Source organism: Rhizobium hidalgonense, from assembly GCF_002914525.1.
In the GTDB taxonomy this organism is placed as follows: Bacteria; Pseudomonadota; Alphaproteobacteria; order Rhizobiales; family Rhizobiaceae; genus Rhizobium; species Rhizobium hidalgonense.
The window spans coordinates 1-16,443 of the sequence record NZ_LODW01000063.1 but is presented as its reverse complement, the minus strand read 5'-3'; the positions used below and the strand labels follow the sequence as shown (position 1 = coordinate 16,443).

Sequence of the window (16,443 nt, the reverse complement as noted above, 5' to 3'; positions counted from 1 at the left end):
TGCTTAACGTCTTACTTCAGCTTGTCTTCAGAGTAGTAACCGCTGTCGACGAGGATCTGCTTGTAGTTGGTCTTGTCGACGGCAACCGGCTTCAGCAGATAGGACGGAACGACCTTGACGCCGTTGTCGTAGGTCTTGGTGTCGTTGACCTCAGGCTCCTTGCCGGACATGACGGCATCGACCATGGCAACGGTGACCTTGGCGAGTTCGCGCGTGTCCTTGAAGATCGTCGAGTGCTGTTCGCCAGCGATGATCGACTTGACCGACGGGATTTCAGCGTCCTGACCGGTGACGATCGGCAGCGGCTGGGCAGCCGTACCGTAACCAACGCCCTTCAGCGAGGAGATGATACCGATCGACAGACCGTCGTAAGGCGACAGAACGGCGTCGACCTTGGCGTCGGTGTAGTTAGCCGAAAGCAGGTTGTCCATGCGGGCCTGGGCCGTTGCCGGATCCCAACGCAGCGTGCCGACCTTGTCCATGCCGGTCTGGCCGGACTTCACGACCAGCTTGCCCGAGTCGATGTAGGGCTGCAGGACCGACATTGCGCCATCATAGAAGAAGAAGGCGTTGTTATCGTCCGGCGAACCGCCGAACAGTTCGATGTTGAACGGGCCCTTGCCATCCTTGAGGCCGAGGCCGTCGACGATGGAGTTAGCCTGAAGAACGCCGACCTGGAAGTTGTCGAAGGTCGCGTAGTAATCGACATTGCCCGAATCGCGGATCAGACGGTCATAAGCGATGACCTTGATGCCGGCGTCATGAGCCTTCTGCAGAACGTCGGAAAGCGTCGTGCCGTCGATCGAAGCGATGACGAGAACCTTGGCACCCTTGGTGACCATGTTTTCGATCTGCGAAAGCTGGTTCGGAATATCGTCGTCGCCATACTGCAGGTCAGTGGCGTAACCGGCAGCTTCGAGCTGCTTGACGATGTTGTTGCCGTCGTCGATCCAGCGAGCCGAAGCCTTGGTCGGCATTGCAATGCCGACGGTGCCCTTGTCGGCAGCCATTGCCGGCGCAACGAACGAAGCGACGCCGAAGGCAGCCGCAGCCATCAATGAGATAATGGACTTCATTTCTCTCTCCCTTGTTAATAGTGCAGCGGACGAAAAAACCGCCCGCCCCGAAACTGTGGCAGGTTCCGTATTGGATAGTTACTTCAGATGGTGAGAAACGAAGTAGGTCTCCTCCACGATCTCACACGTGTTGAGTGCCAACCAGCACACGGCGGCAAACTGGTATGGATTCCTATAACTGTCAAATAGAATAACTGGTAAAGTGCATAACAATTTTGGTATATCGTTAAAAAGTATTACTTTTGATGGAGCGCAGCGAGGAGGCTGCAACCATGACGATCGTTTCAGAGCCAATTTCGATGGATCACGTCGATATCCACAGCGATAGTTTCGGCGACGACGGCCTTCTGCGTGCAGGACTTAAGCTGAATCACCTGCGGATGATCGTCGCAATCGAAGATAGCGGACAAATTTCCGCTGCCGCGGAAGTTCTGAACATCTCGCAGCCCGCCGCGTCGCGCATGCTGTCCGAAATGGAATCGATCACCAAGACCACGCTCTATGAGCGCGTCGCCCGCGGCGTGGTGCTGACCACCTTCGGCGCGGCGCTCGCCAGGCGGGCGCGAAAGATCCTGCTGGAGCTGCGCGAGGCGAGCCGCGAGATCGGCGAATTGAAAAGTGGCAAGGGCGGCCCGGTCTTCATCGGCGCGGTGACGGCGCCGGCGATGAGCCTCGTCGTGCCGGCGATCAACAGGGTGCGCAAGGCCTATCCCGGCATCGAGATCAACATCCAGGTGGAGACCAGCAATGTGCTGGCCCGCGAGCTGCTCGCCGCCCGCCACGACTTCATCATCAGCCGCATCCCCGACGACCTCAACCCGCGCCTGTTCGAGGTGAAGGAGATCGGCATCGAGCGCGCCTGCCTGATCGTGCGCAACCGCCATCCGCTGCTAAAAAAGAAAAAGACCAGCAGCCTTTCCGACATCAGGGATTACGACTGGGTGTTCCAGCCGCCGGGCACGCTGCTGCGCCGGACGATCGAGGATATTTTCCTGTCGCGCGGCGTGGCGCTGCCGGAAAATATCGTCAACACCTCGTCGCTGCTTCTGACCTGCGCCATCGTCTGCGGAACCGACGCGATCGCTCCTGTCGCGACCGACGTCGCCCAATTCCTGGCGAGCCAAAGCGCCAAGGCTTCCGACGTGCGCATGCTGCCGATCGATTTCGACATCAACGTCAAACCCTACAGCCTGATCACCGCCAGAGAACGGGCCCTGCCGCCGAGCGCCAGGCTGCTCTACGACATCATTCTGGAGGAGAGCCTGAAGCAGGCGGGCTAGAGAGCATGATGCCGAAAAGTGTCAGCGGTTTTCGGGCGACATGATGCTCCAACGATTAAATCCGCAAGCCCGGCGCCATCTTGCCCATCTTTAATGCACGCCGGAGCAATTCCAGCACAAGACGCGGCGGTTTTTGCGTCCGGAAATTGCGAGGAAAAATTAGAGCACGTCGGTGTTTCGAAGAAAACGCAATGCTCTTGAGGAACGCGGATGCTGTTCGGACAGTCGGTATTTCAATCAGTCCTCGAGCGGCTGAAGGCGGAGGACGAGACGGCCGAAGAGGTCGAAGCGCCGGCCGGCCATCGCGTCTCCGGTCTCGGCACCGGGCTTGCCTTCGACGTCTTGGAGGGTGTTTCGGTCGCCTCGCAGCGCGTCGGCCAGGCCTATTTCGACAATCTGGAACACGAACCCGCCGGCGTCGAGCAACCCGGGCCGGCGCTTCCGCCCGAGCCCGTCATGCCGGATCATCTCACCCGCACGACGCCGCAAGAAGTTGCCGCCGAACTGGCGATCTCGGCGGCCGACACACCGCTGACGCTCAGCGAAAAGCGCCGCGCCTTCGCCCGCGCCAATCACCCCGATAGCGTCGCCCTGCCCTTTCGCGACAATGCGACCAAGCGCATGATGCTGGCCAATCTGCTGATCGATGAGGCGCTGCGGCGGTTGCGCTGATTATTCCGCCTGCCCGTCCTTGGAAGGCTTCTCCGCAGACGTCTCCTCGGCGTCACTCTCTTCCGCGGCGTCGGCCTCGGCTGCTGCCGCGGCGACCGGCGGCTTCGGCTTGAAAGTCAAGAACAGCATATAGAAGGAATAGGCGCCCGCGCCCCCCGCCAGCACCGCCCAGAACGGATCGCCGGTGACGAGCTCGACCCCGGCCCAGCCGAAGCAGACAGCAACGATGGCAATGCGCACCCAAAGGCGCTGGTATGCCGGATGATTCGGATCGATGAGTTGCATTCCTGCTCCGCGGTCGGATATGTCGCACGTGCCTTTAGTACGCGCCGCTTGCCTTCGGCCTGCGCCGCGCTTGTCTTTAGTTCGAATCTTGCAAATGTGAAAGAGCCGCGGGCTTGACGCGGCGCAGAGATGGTGGAATGAAAATTCCAGATTTTTGGCAATTCGGTTCATTTGTTCCGAATTCAAGGGAGGTTTACGATGACAGTGAGATTTGGTCTTCTCGGCGCCGGCCGCATCGGCAAGGTTCATGCGAAAGCCGTCAGCGGCGACGCCAATGCGAAGCTGGTTGCGGTCGCCGATGCCTTTCCGCAAGCGGCCGAGGCGATTGCATCAGCCTATGGCTGCGAAGTCCGCACCATCGAGGCGATCGAGGCCGCTGGAGATATCGACGCAGTCGTGATCTGCACGCCGACGGACACTCATGCCGACCTGATCGAGCGCTTCGCCCGCGCCGGCAAAGCGATCTTCTGCGAAAAGCCGATCGATCTCGATGTCGCCCGCGTCAAGGCCTGCATCAAGGTGGTGGAAGAGACCGGCGCCAAGCTGATGGTCGGATTCAACCGCCGCTTCGACCCGCATTTCATGGCGGTGCGCAAGGTGATCGACGACGGCAAGATCGGTGATGTCGAGATGGTGACGATCACCTCGCGCGACCCCGGCGCCCCGCCGGTCGATTACATCAAGCGCTCGGGCGGCATCTTCCGCGACATGACCATCCACGACTTCGACATGGCCCGCTTCCTGCTCGGCGAAGAGCCGGTCTCTGTGCTGGCGACCGCCGCCGTGCTTGTGGACAAGGCGATCGGCGAAGCCGGCGATTATGACAGCGTCTCGGTGATCCTGCAGACCAAATCCGGCAAGCAGGCCGTCATTTCAAACTCCCGCCGCGCCACCTATGGCTACGACCAGCGCATCGAGGTGCACGGCGCCAAGGGCATGGCGGCAGCCGAAAACCAGCGCCCGGTCTCGATCGAAGTGGCCAACGGCGACGGCTACACCCGCCCGCCGCTGCATGACTTCTTCATGACCCGCTACACGGAAGCCTATGCCAACGAAATAGCCGCCTTCATCGCCGCCATTGAAAAAGGCACGAAGATTTCCCCCTCCGGCGCCGATGGCCTGGCAGCGCTGGCGCTTGCCGATGCCGCGGTTCAGTCGGTTAGGGAAGGCAAGCTGGTCAAGATCGGCTGAGAGGTCTCTGCCGAGTGGACTGTGAGATGGCCGGGCTTTGCCCGGCCATTTGCGTTTGGCTGTGCTTGGCCTTGTCTCAGGGCTGGCCGATTTGTGACGGTGCTGCCCCTCGTCCGGCTGCCGCCACCTCCTCCCCGTAAATACGGGGCGAAGGGGATATGCAGCGACCTTTCCGTCCCTCGCACATCTCGCAGGGCACGTCCCCTCGCCCCGTTCTTACGGGGAGAGGGTTAGGGTGAGGGGCAGCCATCAACGCCGAAGCGCCAGCAGGATTTCTCCCTAATCCCCGCCCTGCCCGCCTGAGAGCACGATATCCTGGTCGATCACCGACAGCGCCCGGTTGAGATGGCCTTCGAAGACGAGGATCGGTTCGTCGGGGACGACGCGGATTTCGGGCATGCCTTCCATGCGGACGATATGGGACTGGCCCAGGCCTTCTTCGATGCCCTGGCGCAGCAGGTCGTAGTAGCGCGTGCCGGGGCCGGTGATGGCGATGGGCATGCGTTCGGTGAGGCTGAGCATGCGCGACAGGCCGTTGCCGAGCGCCAGGCCGGCCTGGCGGAAGGCGAAGGCGGAGGTGCGGTGACCTTGGCGGGCTTTGGCGGCGATCTTGTCCAACTCCGACACCGGCACGAACTTGGCGGGGATGGTATCGAGCGGCACTTCGAAGGCGCTGCGCAGGATGGCGTAGAAGCCGGCATAGGCCTCGATGCAGCCGCGGGTGCCGCAGCGGCAGAGGCCGCCACCCGCCATGTGCAGCATGTGGCCGAAATTGGGCGCCGCGATCTCCTGACCGGTCTGATTGCCGCGCCGGACGATGCCAAGGCCGATGCTGTGGCCGAGCGATAGCGCCGCCAGCGAGCGGAAATCGGCGCCCTTGGCGATCTCCTCACGCGCCCCGAGGGCGGCGGCGACCAACAGCGTCTCGTTGTCGAGGATGACCTTGGCCTGCCATTCCGGCCGCAGCACCGATTCGAAATCGATCTGGTCGCTGCCGAAGATCGGCGACCAGACAAGCACCGGCTCGGTGGAATTGACCAGACCCTTGCTGCTGATCGAGATCAGCAGCACCTTTTCCTGGGAGATTCTGGAGCGATCGAGAATGCGCGACAGCCCGGCGCGCACCGCCTGAACAAAGCGGGCGGCCCCTGAGGGATCCTGCGAGCGCTCCTCGCTGAAGCGGTCGATCAGCTTGCCGGCATAATCCACCAGCGAATATTGCACCGCATCCGACGAGATGATGACGACGATCAAGTAGCCGCAATCGCGGCGCTGGCGCAAAAGAACGCGTGGCCGGCCGCGGCCGCTTGCCGCCTGCTGCTCGGATTTTTCGATGATATGGGCGCGTTCCAGATCGGCCGTGATCGCCGAAATGGTGGCCGAGGAAAGGCCGGTGAAGTCCGACATCTCGGTATGCGCCAGCTGACCGTGGCGGCGCAGCACGGACAGCACGAGCACGCTGTTTCTCTGCCGGACCAGCTCCGTGCTCGACTTGGTCAGCATGAAAGCCGCCCTCTTCCCAATGCTTGTTCCGTCCTCGCTTCCACTGCATCGCCGACCGCCGTTCCGCAAGGAAAATAAGCTGGCGGCCCAGTGTTGACAGCCGAAAAAATCTCTGACATCAAATTTCTCGACTGTCGAGAAAATAATCCGAATTTTCCTCGACAGCTTTTCGCGGTGGCCGGAGGAAGCATGGGCTGGGCCGGTCGCAACTCACTCGGGAGGACATTATGAAGTCTATTTTGAAATTGATGGCAGGCGCGGCCATTCTCGTTTCCGTGCATACCGCGGCCATGGCTGCCGATCTCGTCGTCGGCGTTTCCTGGTCGAACTTCCAGGAAGAACGCTGGAAGACCGACGAAGCCGCCATCAAGAAGGCTCTCGAAGCCAAGGGCGCCAAGTATATTTCCGCTGACGCGCAGTCCTCGGCCGCCAAGCAGCTGACCGACGTCGAATCGCTGATCTCGCAGGGCGCCAACGCACTGATCATTCTTGCCCAGGATTCCGACGCTATCGGCCCGGCGATCGAAAAGGCCGCTGCCGAAGGCATCCCGGTCGTCGGTTACGACCGCCTGATCGAAAATCCGGCTGCCTTCTACATCACCTTCGACAACAAGGAAGTCGGCCGCCTGCAGGCCGAGGGCGTCTTCAAGGCCAAGCCGGAAGGCAATTACGTCTTCATCAAGGGTTCGTCTTCCGACCCGAATGCCGACTTCCTGTTCTCCGGCCAGCAGGAAGTGCTGAAGGCTGCGATCGACGCCGGCAAGATCAAGAATGTCGGCGAAGCCTATACCGACGGCTGGCTGCCGGAGAACGCCCAGCGCAACATGGAGCAGTTCCTGACCGCCAACAACAACAAGGTTGACGCCGTCGTCGCCTCCAACGACGGCACGGCCGGCGGCGCGATCGCAGCGCTCGACGCCCAGGGCCTCGCCGGCTCCGTTCCGGTTTCCGGCCAGGACGGCGACAAGGCGGCGCTGAACCGCATCGCGCTCGGCACGCAGACGGTTTCCGTCTGGAAGGACAGCCGCGAACTCGGCAAGCGCGCCGCTGAAATCGCTCTCGACCTCGCCGGCGGCAAGGACATGAGCAAGGTCGACGGCGCTCAGGCCTTCAAGGGCGGCCCGAAGGGCGTGGAAATGCAGTCGGTCTTCCTGAAGCCGCTGGCGATCACCAAGGAAAACCTCAACGTCGTCATCGACGCCGGCTGGATCTCCAAGGCTGAAGCCTGCCAGGGCGTCAAGGCCGACACCGTCGCTGCCTGCAAGTAAGCCAGCGTTGAACTAGAATAACCGGCGCCGCAGCGGAACACCGCTGCGGCGCCGCATGCGGATGAGAATTCCAAAGATGCAGTTTTCTCCGCCTCGCCGCACCATCGCGGACTTGCATTCCCTGCCGGAAGAGCGTCGCGTCGCCACGCGACCGGCTTCCGGAAGCGTTGCGATGGTCAGTTGAAGAACAGACTAATGACGCCATTGGCAGCCCTTCGCACGCCGGCGCGTCCGTCCAAACAAGAATGGGGGAACGGCAAACCCATGGCCGAAATGGTAAAATCCACAACATCGAGCGGACCGCGAACGGCGGACGCCAGCCCGGTCACCCGCTTCTTCCGGGCGACCGAGATCGACACGCGGCTGCTCGGCATGATCGGCGCGCTGGTCATCATCTGGATCGGCTTCCACATCATCACCGGCGGCCTGTTCCTGACCCCGCGCAATCTCTGGAACCTCTCGGTCCAGACGACCGATATCGCGATCATGACGACGGGCATGGTGCTGATCATCGTCACCCGCAACATCGACCTTTCGGTCGGATCCGTGCTCGGCCTCTGCGGCATGATCATGGGCGTGACCCAGGCGAAGATCCTGCCGGAATATATCGGCTTCGACAGCCCGTTCACCTGGGTGATCACGCTGCTCATCGGCATCATTGCCGGCGCGCTGATCGGCACCTTCCAGGGCATGATCATCGCCTTCCTCAACGTTCCCTCCTTCATCGTCACCCTCGGCGGCCTGCTCGTCTGGCGCGGTGCGACCTGGCTCGTCACCAGCGGCCAGACGGTTGCCCCGATGGACCAGACTTTCCGCATCATGGGCGGCGGCGCCGAGGGCTCGATCGGCGCCACCTGGAGCTGGGTGGTCGGCATCGCCGCTTGCCTCTTCGTCATCGCCAGCATCATCGGCTCGCGTCATCAGCGCCGCCGCTTCGGCTTTCCGCGCCGGCCGCTCTGGGCGGAATATTTCCTCGCCATCCTCAGCTGCTTCCTGATCCTCGGGGCCGTCTCGATCGCCAACAGCTATTACTGGCCGATCAACATCGCCAAGAAATATGCCGAGACCAACAATATCCCCTGGCCGGAAACCGGCCTCGATATTCCCTACGGCATCGCCGTGCCGGTGCTCATCGCCATCGTCGTCGGCATCATCATGACCTTCATCGCCACAAGGCTGCGCTTCGGCCGCTATGTCTTCGCGATCGGCGGCAACCCTGAAGCGGCCGAACTCGCCGGCATCAAGACCCGCTGGGTGACGGTGCGCATCTTCGCGCTGATGGGCATTTTGGCCGCGATCGCAGCGGCGATTTCCACCGCCCGCCTCAACGCCGCGACCAACTCGCAGGGCACGCTCGACGAGCTCTACACCATCGCCGCCGCCGTGATCGGCGGAACGTCGCTGGCAGGCGGCACCGGCACCATCGCCGGCGCCATGCTCGGCGCGCTCGTCATGCAGTCGCTGCAATCGGGCATGGTGCTGGCGCATGTCGACACACCGCTGCAGAGCGTCGTCGTCGGCACCGTCCTTGTCGTGGCGGTCTGGCTCGACACCGTCTACCGCGCCCGTGCCAAGTGAGAGGAGCTAAAGATATGGCTGATCAACGCACTCCCCTCGTGGAACTGAAAAACATCTCGATCTCCTTCGGCGGCATTCACGCCGTCGACAACGCCTCGGTCGATCTTTACCCCGGCGAAGTGGTGGCCCTGCTCGGCCACAACGGCGCCGGCAAATCGACGCTGATCAAGATTCTCTCCGGCGCCTACAAGCGCGATGGCGGCGAGATCCTGATCAATGGCGAGCCGGCCGACATCCGCAATCCGCGCGATGCCAAGAAATACGGGATCGAGACGATCTACCAGACGCTTGCCGTCGCCGACAATGTCGACGCCGCCGCCAACCTCTATCTCGGCCGCGAGCTGAAAACCCGTTGGGGCACGCTCGACGACGTGGCGATGGAAGCCTCGGCGCGCGAGGTGATGGGGCGGCTCAACCCCAACTTCAAGCGCTTCAAGGAGCCGGTCAAGGCGCTTTCCGGCGGCCAGCGGCAATCGGTGGCGATCGCCCGCGCCATCCTCTTCAACGCCCGCATTCTGATCATGGACGAGCCGACGGCGGCCCTTGGGCCCCAGGAGACGGCACAGGTGGGCGAGCTGATCAAGCAGCTGAAGAAGGAAGGCATCGGCATCTTCCTCATTAGCCACGACATCCACGACGTCTTCGACCTCGCCGACCGCGTCTCGGTGATGAAGAACGGCCAGCTCGTGGGCCACGCCCGCACCGAGGACGTGACCAAGGATGAGGTGCTGGGGATGATCATCCTCGGCAAGGTGCCGCCGAAAGCCATCCCCGGCCCCGGCGCCATGCAGATCTGAGCGCCGCAGGGGCCCTGCCCCAGACAACCAAGCTCCGCCGCCCGCAAGGCCGGCGGAGTTTTTTATCCGTTCACACAGGCTGACGGATAAAAACCCGTGCCAAACCGCAAGCATCGGTATTTCTAAGAAATTCGCGATTGAAGCCGGCTGCAAGCTAGGCTAAGAACCACCCATCGGACAGGCGATTCAAACCGCCTTCGGCATGCACCCGTAGCTCAGCTGGATAGAGTGTTGGATTCCGATTCCAAAGGTCACAGGTTCGAATCCTGTCGGGTGCGCCACTTCTCCTACTCTCCATCGCTAATAAGTGCGGACATTCGCGATATGATCGCGGTAGCTTCGACGCGCGCTGGACTCCGCGTGGATCTGGAGAGCTGGAACGAGTTTGACGATCGACGCCCGATGGCTTACTCTCGTATTACAAAAGGAGTGAAAAGACGTGGCAAATCGAGAGCTTTCGGATCCGATCACCATGCGCCTTCCAACCGATGTCCTTGCGGAGATCGAAGAAATTGCGGAAATCTGCGGCCGCACCCGGAGCTGGGTGTTCGTCCGGGCGCTGAAGTCGTATCTCGCCGCCGAAGGAAGGGAGATCATCGAAATCGACCGCGCCCGGCGAGACCTCGAAGCTGGAAACGGACATGATCTCGACGATGTCATCGACGAGCTTGAAGGTATCGTCAAAGGCGCGGCGGCGTGAAGGTCACGGTCTCTCCCGACGCACGAGAATATATCACGACAGAAGGCAGATATCTCAAGGCGCAGCATCCAGGAGCGGCGCGGCAGTTCCTTGACGACGTGAAAAGGCTCCGCTTACCTTGTCGACTATGAGGTCGGCGAGGACGAGGTCGTCATCCTCAAGATGAGGCACGGGCGGCAACGACCGCCAGGCATCGAGATCGAAGGCGACTTCGATTACGAGGACGATGCCTCCCACGATTACGACGGCCCCTGAAAAGGCGTTCAGAGGCGTCCTCGCCCGGCATCGTGCCTTCATGGCGAAAGAATTCGTGAGGAACGCGCTCGACGTAATCCATCAACATATTGTCAAACTGACCGCGCCGCCGGCGTCTGGACAGGAAAGCGGTTCCGTGGCATCAAAAAAGACATGAACGCTGCGCGCACCAACTCACAGCTCCTACTCGCCATCATTCCGATGGTGGGTTAGCACGCGCTTGCGTTTCTAAGATGCAGCAACCCGCCGAAGAGGCGGGTTTTTTTGTTGCCATTCCTCTTCGGTCAGAAATTCAGCTTCCGGCCCCGCCCGGACCCGTCCGAATAGACAGAAGGGAATTCGCAATGCCATATGACCCCAAGACGATCGAGCCGCGATGGCAACGATACTGGGAAGAAAGCCAGACGTTCAAAACCGAGGACGACACAAGCCGCCCGAAATATTATGTCCTTGATATGTTTCCCTATCCGTCCGGCGACGGCCTGCATGTAGGCCATCCCGAAGGCTATACCGCGACCGACGTGGTGGCTCGCTACAAGCGCATGATGGGCTGCAATGTCCTGCATCCCATGGGGTGGGATGCCTACGGGCTGCCCGCCGAGCGGTATGCCTTGCGGACGGGCATCCATCCAGCGATCACCACGCGGAGCAACATCTCGAATTTCAGGAAGCAGGTCCGGCGTCTGGGCTTTTCCTACGATTGGAGCCGGGAGATTTCGACCACCGATCCCGAGTTCGTTCGATGGACGCAATGGATCTTCCTGCAAATGTACAAGGCTGGCTTGGCCTACCAGGCAGACGTTGCCGTCAACTGGTGCCCAGCACAAGGTACGGTCCTCGCTAACGAGGAAGTGAAGGACGGACGCTACGTGGAAACCGGAGACCTGGTGGAACGTCGCACGATGCGTCAGTGGATGCTGAAAATCACCGCCTATGCCGACCGTCTGCTCGCGGATCTGGACGAGCTGGACTGGCCGGAAGGCATCAAGGCGATGCAGCGCAACTGGATTGGAAGATCGGAAGGCGCTGAAGTGACTTTCGCCGTCGAGGATAGAGAGAGTTCCCTGACAATTTACACCACGCGTCCGGAAACGATCTTCGGCGCGACGTATATCGTCCTGTCCCCCGAGCACCCCGCTATCGATGCCATCGCTTCCGTGGATCAACGCGAAGAGGTCGACGCTCTCCGCGTCCGCGCGGCGGCAATGAGCGCAATAGAGAAGTCGCAAGCCCGGAAAAGCGGAGTATTCACCGGAGCGTTTGCGATCAACCCAGCGAATGGTTCGCGGATTCCGGTATGGATCGCTGACTACGCACTGATGAACTACGGCACAGGGGCAATCATGGCCGTTCCCGCCCATGACGACCGCGACCGCGATTTCGCTGAGGAGTTCGGGCTGCCGGTCGTCGAAGTCGTGTCGGCATCTGGCTCCCTCTCCGGCGAAGTGCCGCCTGCCGCGTGGACGGGCGAAGGCTCGATGATCAACTCCGGGTTCATGGATGGAATGGAGACGAAGACGGCAAGAACGGCAGCGATCTCGTGGATGACCGAGCACGGCGTTGGGGTGGAGCGCATCGAGTACAAGCTGCGCGACTGGCTGTTCTCGCGGCAGAGATACTGGGGAGAACCCTTTCCTATTCTGCATGCCGCCGACGGCAGTATCGTGCCCCTGCCGGAAGACGCCCTGCCATTGCTGCCTCCCGAACTGGACGAATATAGACCAACGCCGGACGGGGAGCCGCCGCTGGCACGGGCGGGCGATTGGGTTCGAACAGTCGATCCAAAGTCCGGCATGGAAGCTCTGCGGGAAACCAACACGATGCCCCAATGGGCGGGATCGTGCTGGTATTACCTGCGTTTTGCCGATCCTCGGAACGTGACCGCGCCGATCGATCCCGAGAAGGAGAAATACTGGCTGCCCGTCGACCTGTACGTCGGAGGAGCCGAGCATGCGGTGCTGCATCTGCTCTACGCGCGCTTCTGGCACAAAGTCCTGTTCGACATCGGCGTCGTGACGTCCAAAGAACCGTTCCGCAAGCTGTTTAACCAGGGAATGATCCTGGCCTTCAGCTACAAGGATGCGGCTGGAAGGTACTATCGCCCGGAGGACGCGGCCGAGCGCGACGGCCGCTGGTATGTCGGAGAAATCGAGGTCGAGCGCCAGGTCGAGAAGATGTCGAAGTCGAGGCTCAATGTCGTCAATCCTGACGAGGTTGTCGAACGATACGGCGCCGACGCCATGCGTCTGTATGAACTCTTCATGGGACCATTGGACGTTGCCAAGCCGTGGCAAATGTCCGGCGTGGCCGGGGTCAGCCGCTTCCTCCATCGCGTATGGCGGATCGCAATTGGAGAGGATGGCACGTTGTCGAGCAAGATTCTGGACGCGGAGCCGTCTCGAGAGATCGCGCGCGTTCTTCACAAAACGATCAAGGCTGTCGGCAACGACATCGAGGCCCTGCGTTTCAACACGGCGATCTCCAAGCTGATGGAGCTGTCAAACGCATTGACGGGTCTGGACATCAAGCCACGGCCAGCAGTCGAATCCTTCGTTCTGCTGCTGGCACCATTCGCGCCTCACATTGCCGAGGAACTCTGGCGAATGCTGGGGCATCCGCAAAGTCTGTCGCATGAACCCTGGCCGACATACGACCCCACTCTCGCCGACGATGGTATCCGCGAAATTATCGTCCAGGTGAACGGCAAGCTGCGGGGAAGGATTCAGGCCGCTCCGACGATCAGCGATGGCGAACTCGTGGCGCTGGCTGCGAGAGAAGCTGACGTTGCGGCGAGGCTCAAGGGGAAGACCGTGCTGAAGGAAATTGTCGTCCCCGGGCGTCTCGTCAACTTCGTGCTCGCCGACTAGCGAATGAACGATTAGCCGTCAGCTTTTAAGCGTTGAGGAGCTGCTTCGCCGTGGCCGAGCTCTTTCTGCGGTCAGCATTTGCAAGAGCATAGAGGCGTTTTAGCCCGCCTCCTCCTTGGCCCAACGATATATGTCAAACATCGCGGCATCACACTGCTCGAGTAAGCTCACGTTAGCGCCTTCTTGTCCTCATCAGCGCTTGCGAGGGTCGATTTGTCCGCCGCTGGGGGTGCTCCGGCTCCTGCGAGGGCCATACTTCACATGCTATACGCACGTCGCGGCGCTAGTCGCCAAAGCTCGCATCAATCTAGCTTTGGTAGACAGCCAGGTCGGCTTGGCCTTCTTGGTCCGACGCTCCTGATTGCAGGCGAAACAAACAAGATGAAGATTTTCGAGGCAACTGTTTCCGCCTTGGCTTGCGGGCTTGATGTGATCCCATGTGGCTAAGTTTGCGACCGTGGCGAGCCTATTGCGTTTGCGATCCTTATTATGAAATCCAGGAAAAACCATAGGGGCCTCGCAAATACCGCATTGCCCGCCCTGAAGCTCAAATGCTTGCCGCTTTCGACGGTGTCTGTACTTCGCGAGTTTGCTCAAGCGTGATTGCCCTACCGCATGCCTGGTTGATTTAGGAAAGCCGCAATTCGGACCGCTGTCAATTCTCCTTAATGTGTACTTCCCGGCGCACTACAGTCGTTTCCCGACTTTGTCGCATCCGGCACGTTCGGCCAGCGTCCTGCCGGTTGACCGGCGGAAAGGCCGATTTGTGCTTAGCGTATGACGGGTGGGTGCAAGGCCGCTTCTGCCTAGACTGGCTCCAATCCTCTTCTCACCGAGCCCCCGCATCTGCTTGTTAGCAATTTGTTGACCATAAGCTGGCTTTACTGAGCCTGATGGATGCGGAGTTCCCGCCCGTCGTCGAGTGTCTGGTGTAGGACGGGTTTGTTCGTGTTGAAGTATTCACTGCAAGGTTTGTCGGGCGGAGCCTTGGGCGGAATAACCACCCTCCTGTCGCGTGCGGAACGGTTCGTCGCTAAGACCATTCTGCCGGCTCTGTTTGCGCTGCCGGCACTTGTCGGTTCTGCATCATTTGCCTCAGCGGAAGATCGGGCCCTGAAGCTGTTCTTTACCCATACCGGCGAGAGGGCCACGATTACCTATAAGCGGGACGGAAAGTTCGATCCAAAGGGTCTTGCCCAGATCAATCGGTTTCTACGCGACTGGCGACGGAACGAGCCGACGCGGATGGATCCCCGGCTGCTCGACCTGGTCTGGGAGGTGTATAAGCGCAGCGGCGGCAAGGATTATATCCATATCGTCTCCGCCTATCGTTCCCCTACCACCAACAACATGCTGCGCAACCGCTCGCGCAGCACCGGTGTCGCCAAGAAAAGCCAGCACATGCTGGGCAAGGCGATGGATTTCTACGTTCCCGGCGTGAAGCTTGCGACGCTGCGGGCAACGGCCATGCAGTTGCAGGTCGGCGGTGTCGGATACTATCCGACCTCGGGATCGCCCTTCGTGCATCTCGACGTCGGCAACGTCCGGGCCTGGCCGCGCATGTCGCGGCAGGAACTCGCGCGCATATTCCCGAATGGGCAGACGATGCATCTTCCGGCCGATGGCCGGCCGCTGCCGGGATACAATCAGGCGGTTGCGAACTACAAGAAACGCAGCGGTGGCGCCGCGATCCAGATCGCCAGCAGCGCTGGAGAAGACGAGGACGCGAGTGCATCGACCAGATCGGGCGGCGACACCACAGACAATAAACTTGTGACGGCGCTTCTGCCTGCGCCGAAAAGCCGAGCATTGAATGCGCTAGAGCTGCAGACCGGCGCGCCCGAGCGGGACGACAAACGCTCCGCTCCCGAGCTTTCATCCTTGCCGATTCCGATACCGGCGATGCGCCCGGTCGCCCTTGCGCAAGACGCGGGCGCGGACGACTCCCTGGTGACTGCGTCGATCGGCCCGATCGAGGCGCTTCCGGAACGACGGCCGCCGGCATTGCCGGCTCACGCCCGTTTTCATCCCCTCGCTGCTGCACAGGAGCGGTCCGAGCGGGGCGCAGATATGATCGCCTCGCTGCCGATGACTGCGTCCTGGGAAGAAGCGGGCTTCTTGGGATCGACGTCCGAGGCGGCGCTGATAAAATGGGCGCTGCATTCCCCCGGCGAGGCGATCGGGTTCAGCGCGCCTCGCGTCTCGCCCCGCACGGTTCATCGTCAGGCGACTGTCGCGACCTCGGGTGGGCCTGCCATTCCGGTCGCCGCCGCAGGACCATTCGATGCCGGCCGGTTTGTGTCGCCTCCGGAGGGTTGACGTCATCAGCGGTTGATTCGACGGTAATCGCGGCCGAGGTCAGCAGGCGGGGTTCTCGCTTTCTTTTCAGTCGTCCGCGTCTGCTGGCGGATAGACTGGCGCGCTGAATGACGTCATCTTCGCCACCGTCCACCCCCCGTCGGAGAGCGAGGTGACACCAATCACAACCGAAGGTGCCGAATAGCGGATGGGGCCGAAGCGTGCGAAGGTGCGAAACCGGTTCAGGCAAGACTATCGCGAGGCTTCCAGGCGGCTACCCCCGCGCAGAAGGTTCAGCCAGGCCCGCGACACTTTCTCCGCGCCAGTGCCGCCGATATGGCAATCGTCGTAGCGGTCATCCCGATCGAGCAACGCGTCAGAATTTACCCCCTCTCGGATACCGTGGCCGTTTTTTGACAGGGCCAGCTGCGCCCGCACGATTGGATTGTCTGGAATATGCTCCTTGAAGCCGCCGTTGCTCGGTTCCAGGCATTTCGATGCGGTCGAAATGTAAACGGGTGCCTCGACGCCGTGCTGACGCAGCGTGCCAACCATCGACATGAAACGTTGCCGATAGGCCTCCGCAGTGGTGCCCAGAACGAGGTCCGCCTCTCCTTGCACCCAGAGGACGCTGGTTATCCGATAACCGGAATCCTGAAGCTGTTTCAGCGTA

Annotated in this window: 14 protein-coding genes and 1 tRNA gene; 10 read left to right on the top strand and 5 right to left on the bottom strand. The window is 61.2% G+C overall.

What is annotated here, in order from left to right; translation table 11 throughout:
• Nucleotides 1-11: 11 nt before the first annotated feature.
• Nucleotides 12-1,076, bottom strand: a complete 1,065-nt coding sequence (gene chvE, locus ATY29_RS20495) for a multiple monosaccharide ABC transporter substrate-binding protein (protein ID WP_003565744.1) — start codon at nt 1,074-1,076, stop codon at nt 12-14.
• A gap of 272 nt (nt 1,077-1,348) precedes the next feature.
• On the opposite strand from chvE, the gene ATY29_RS20490 reads away from it, so the two are divergent.
• Together ATY29_RS20490 and ATY29_RS20485 are read left to right on the top strand one after the other, a co-directional pair.
• The gene (locus ATY29_RS20490) at nt 1,349-2,356 is read left to right on the top strand and encodes a LysR family transcriptional regulator (RefSeq protein WP_003565746.1); all 1,008 of its coding nucleotides are present in this window, start codon (nt 1,349-1,351) and stop codon (nt 2,354-2,356) included.
• Between the two features lie 210 nt (nt 2,357-2,566).
• Complete coding sequence (locus ATY29_RS20485) at nt 2,567-3,028, top strand: hypothetical protein (RefSeq protein ID WP_097537183.1); 462 nt, start codon at nt 2,567-2,569, stop codon at nt 3,026-3,028.
• On the opposite strand, the gene ATY29_RS20480 is transcribed toward ATY29_RS20485, so the two are convergent.
• Entirely contained in the window at nt 3,029-3,313 is a 285-nt protein-coding gene (locus ATY29_RS20480) for a hypothetical protein (protein WP_003565750.1), read from the bottom strand.
• 198 nt (nt 3,314-3,511) lie between these two features.
• Between ATY29_RS20480 and iolG the strand changes: the two genes are divergently transcribed.
• Complete coding sequence (gene iolG, locus ATY29_RS20475; RefSeq protein WP_025416808.1) at nt 3,512-4,504, top strand: inositol 2-dehydrogenase; 993 nt, start codon at nt 3,512-3,514, stop codon at nt 4,502-4,504.
• Nucleotides 4,505-4,783: 279 nt separating this feature from the next.
• On the opposite strand, the gene ATY29_RS20470 is transcribed toward iolG, so the two are convergent.
• Nucleotides 4,784-6,007 carry an ROK family protein gene (locus tag ATY29_RS20470; RefSeq protein WP_003565754.1) on the bottom strand — a complete coding sequence of 408 codons (1,224 nt, stop codon included), beginning with the start codon at nt 6,005-6,007 and terminating at the stop codon, nt 4,784-4,786.
• A gap of 227 nt (nt 6,008-6,234) precedes the next feature.
• On the opposite strand from ATY29_RS20470, the gene xylF reads away from it, so the two are divergent.
• The 6 genes from xylF to leuS all read left to right on the top strand — a co-directional run bounded on the left by xylF (nt 6,235) and on the right by leuS (nt 13,472).
• Nucleotides 6,235-7,275, top strand: a complete 1,041-nt coding sequence (gene xylF, locus ATY29_RS20465; protein ID WP_003565756.1) for a D-xylose ABC transporter substrate-binding protein — start codon at nt 6,235-6,237, stop codon at nt 7,273-7,275.
• 264 nt (nt 7,276-7,539) lie between these two features.
• Nucleotides 7,540-8,853 carry a sugar ABC transporter permease gene (locus ATY29_RS20460; protein WP_097537182.1) on the top strand — a complete coding sequence of 438 codons (1,314 nt, stop codon included), beginning with the start codon at nt 7,540-7,542 and terminating at the stop codon, nt 8,851-8,853.
• 14 nt (nt 8,854-8,867) lie between these two features.
• Nucleotides 8,868-9,650, top strand: coding sequence for an ATP-binding cassette domain-containing protein (locus tag ATY29_RS20455; protein WP_003565759.1), 783 nt, complete (start codon nt 8,868-8,870; stop codon nt 9,648-9,650).
• Between the two features lie 204 nt (nt 9,651-9,854).
• Nucleotides 9,855-9,931: transfer RNA gene (locus ATY29_RS20450), tRNA-Arg, on the top strand.
• Between the two features lie 191 nt (nt 9,932-10,122).
• Nucleotides 10,123-10,350, top strand: coding sequence for a CopG family ribbon-helix-helix protein (locus ATY29_RS20445; protein ID WP_037091668.1), 228 nt, complete (start codon nt 10,123-10,125; stop codon nt 10,348-10,350).
• Nucleotides 10,351-10,949: 599 nt separating this feature from the next.
• Nucleotides 10,950-13,472 (top strand): leucine--tRNA ligase, encoded by a 2,523-nt coding sequence (leuS, locus tag ATY29_RS20435; RefSeq protein WP_097537181.1) that lies wholly within the window; start codon nt 10,950-10,952, stop codon nt 13,470-13,472.
• A 264-nt stretch (nt 13,473-13,736) separates the two neighbouring features.
• Here the strand turns inward: leuS and ATY29_RS38530 are convergent, their stop codons facing one another.
• Nucleotides 13,737-13,982 carry an HNH endonuclease gene (locus tag ATY29_RS38530; protein ID WP_097537180.1) on the bottom strand — a complete coding sequence of 82 codons (246 nt, stop codon included), beginning with the start codon at nt 13,980-13,982 and terminating at the stop codon, nt 13,737-13,739.
• Nucleotides 13,983-14,369: 387 nt separating this feature from the next.
• Here ATY29_RS38530 and ATY29_RS20425 point away from each other — a divergent pair, with 387 nt between their 5' ends.
• The gene (locus ATY29_RS20425) at nt 14,370-15,791 is read left to right on the top strand and encodes a peptidoglycan L,D-endopeptidase MepK (protein WP_097537179.1); all 1,422 of its coding nucleotides are present in this window, start codon (nt 14,370-14,372) and stop codon (nt 15,789-15,791) included.
• A 231-nt stretch (nt 15,792-16,022) separates the two neighbouring features.
• On the opposite strand, the gene ATY29_RS20420 is transcribed toward ATY29_RS20425, so the two are convergent.
• Nucleotides 16,023-16,443 (bottom strand): sialate O-acetylesterase (locus ATY29_RS20420; RefSeq protein WP_146053995.1); only part of this gene is annotated, 421 nt, incomplete at its 5' end.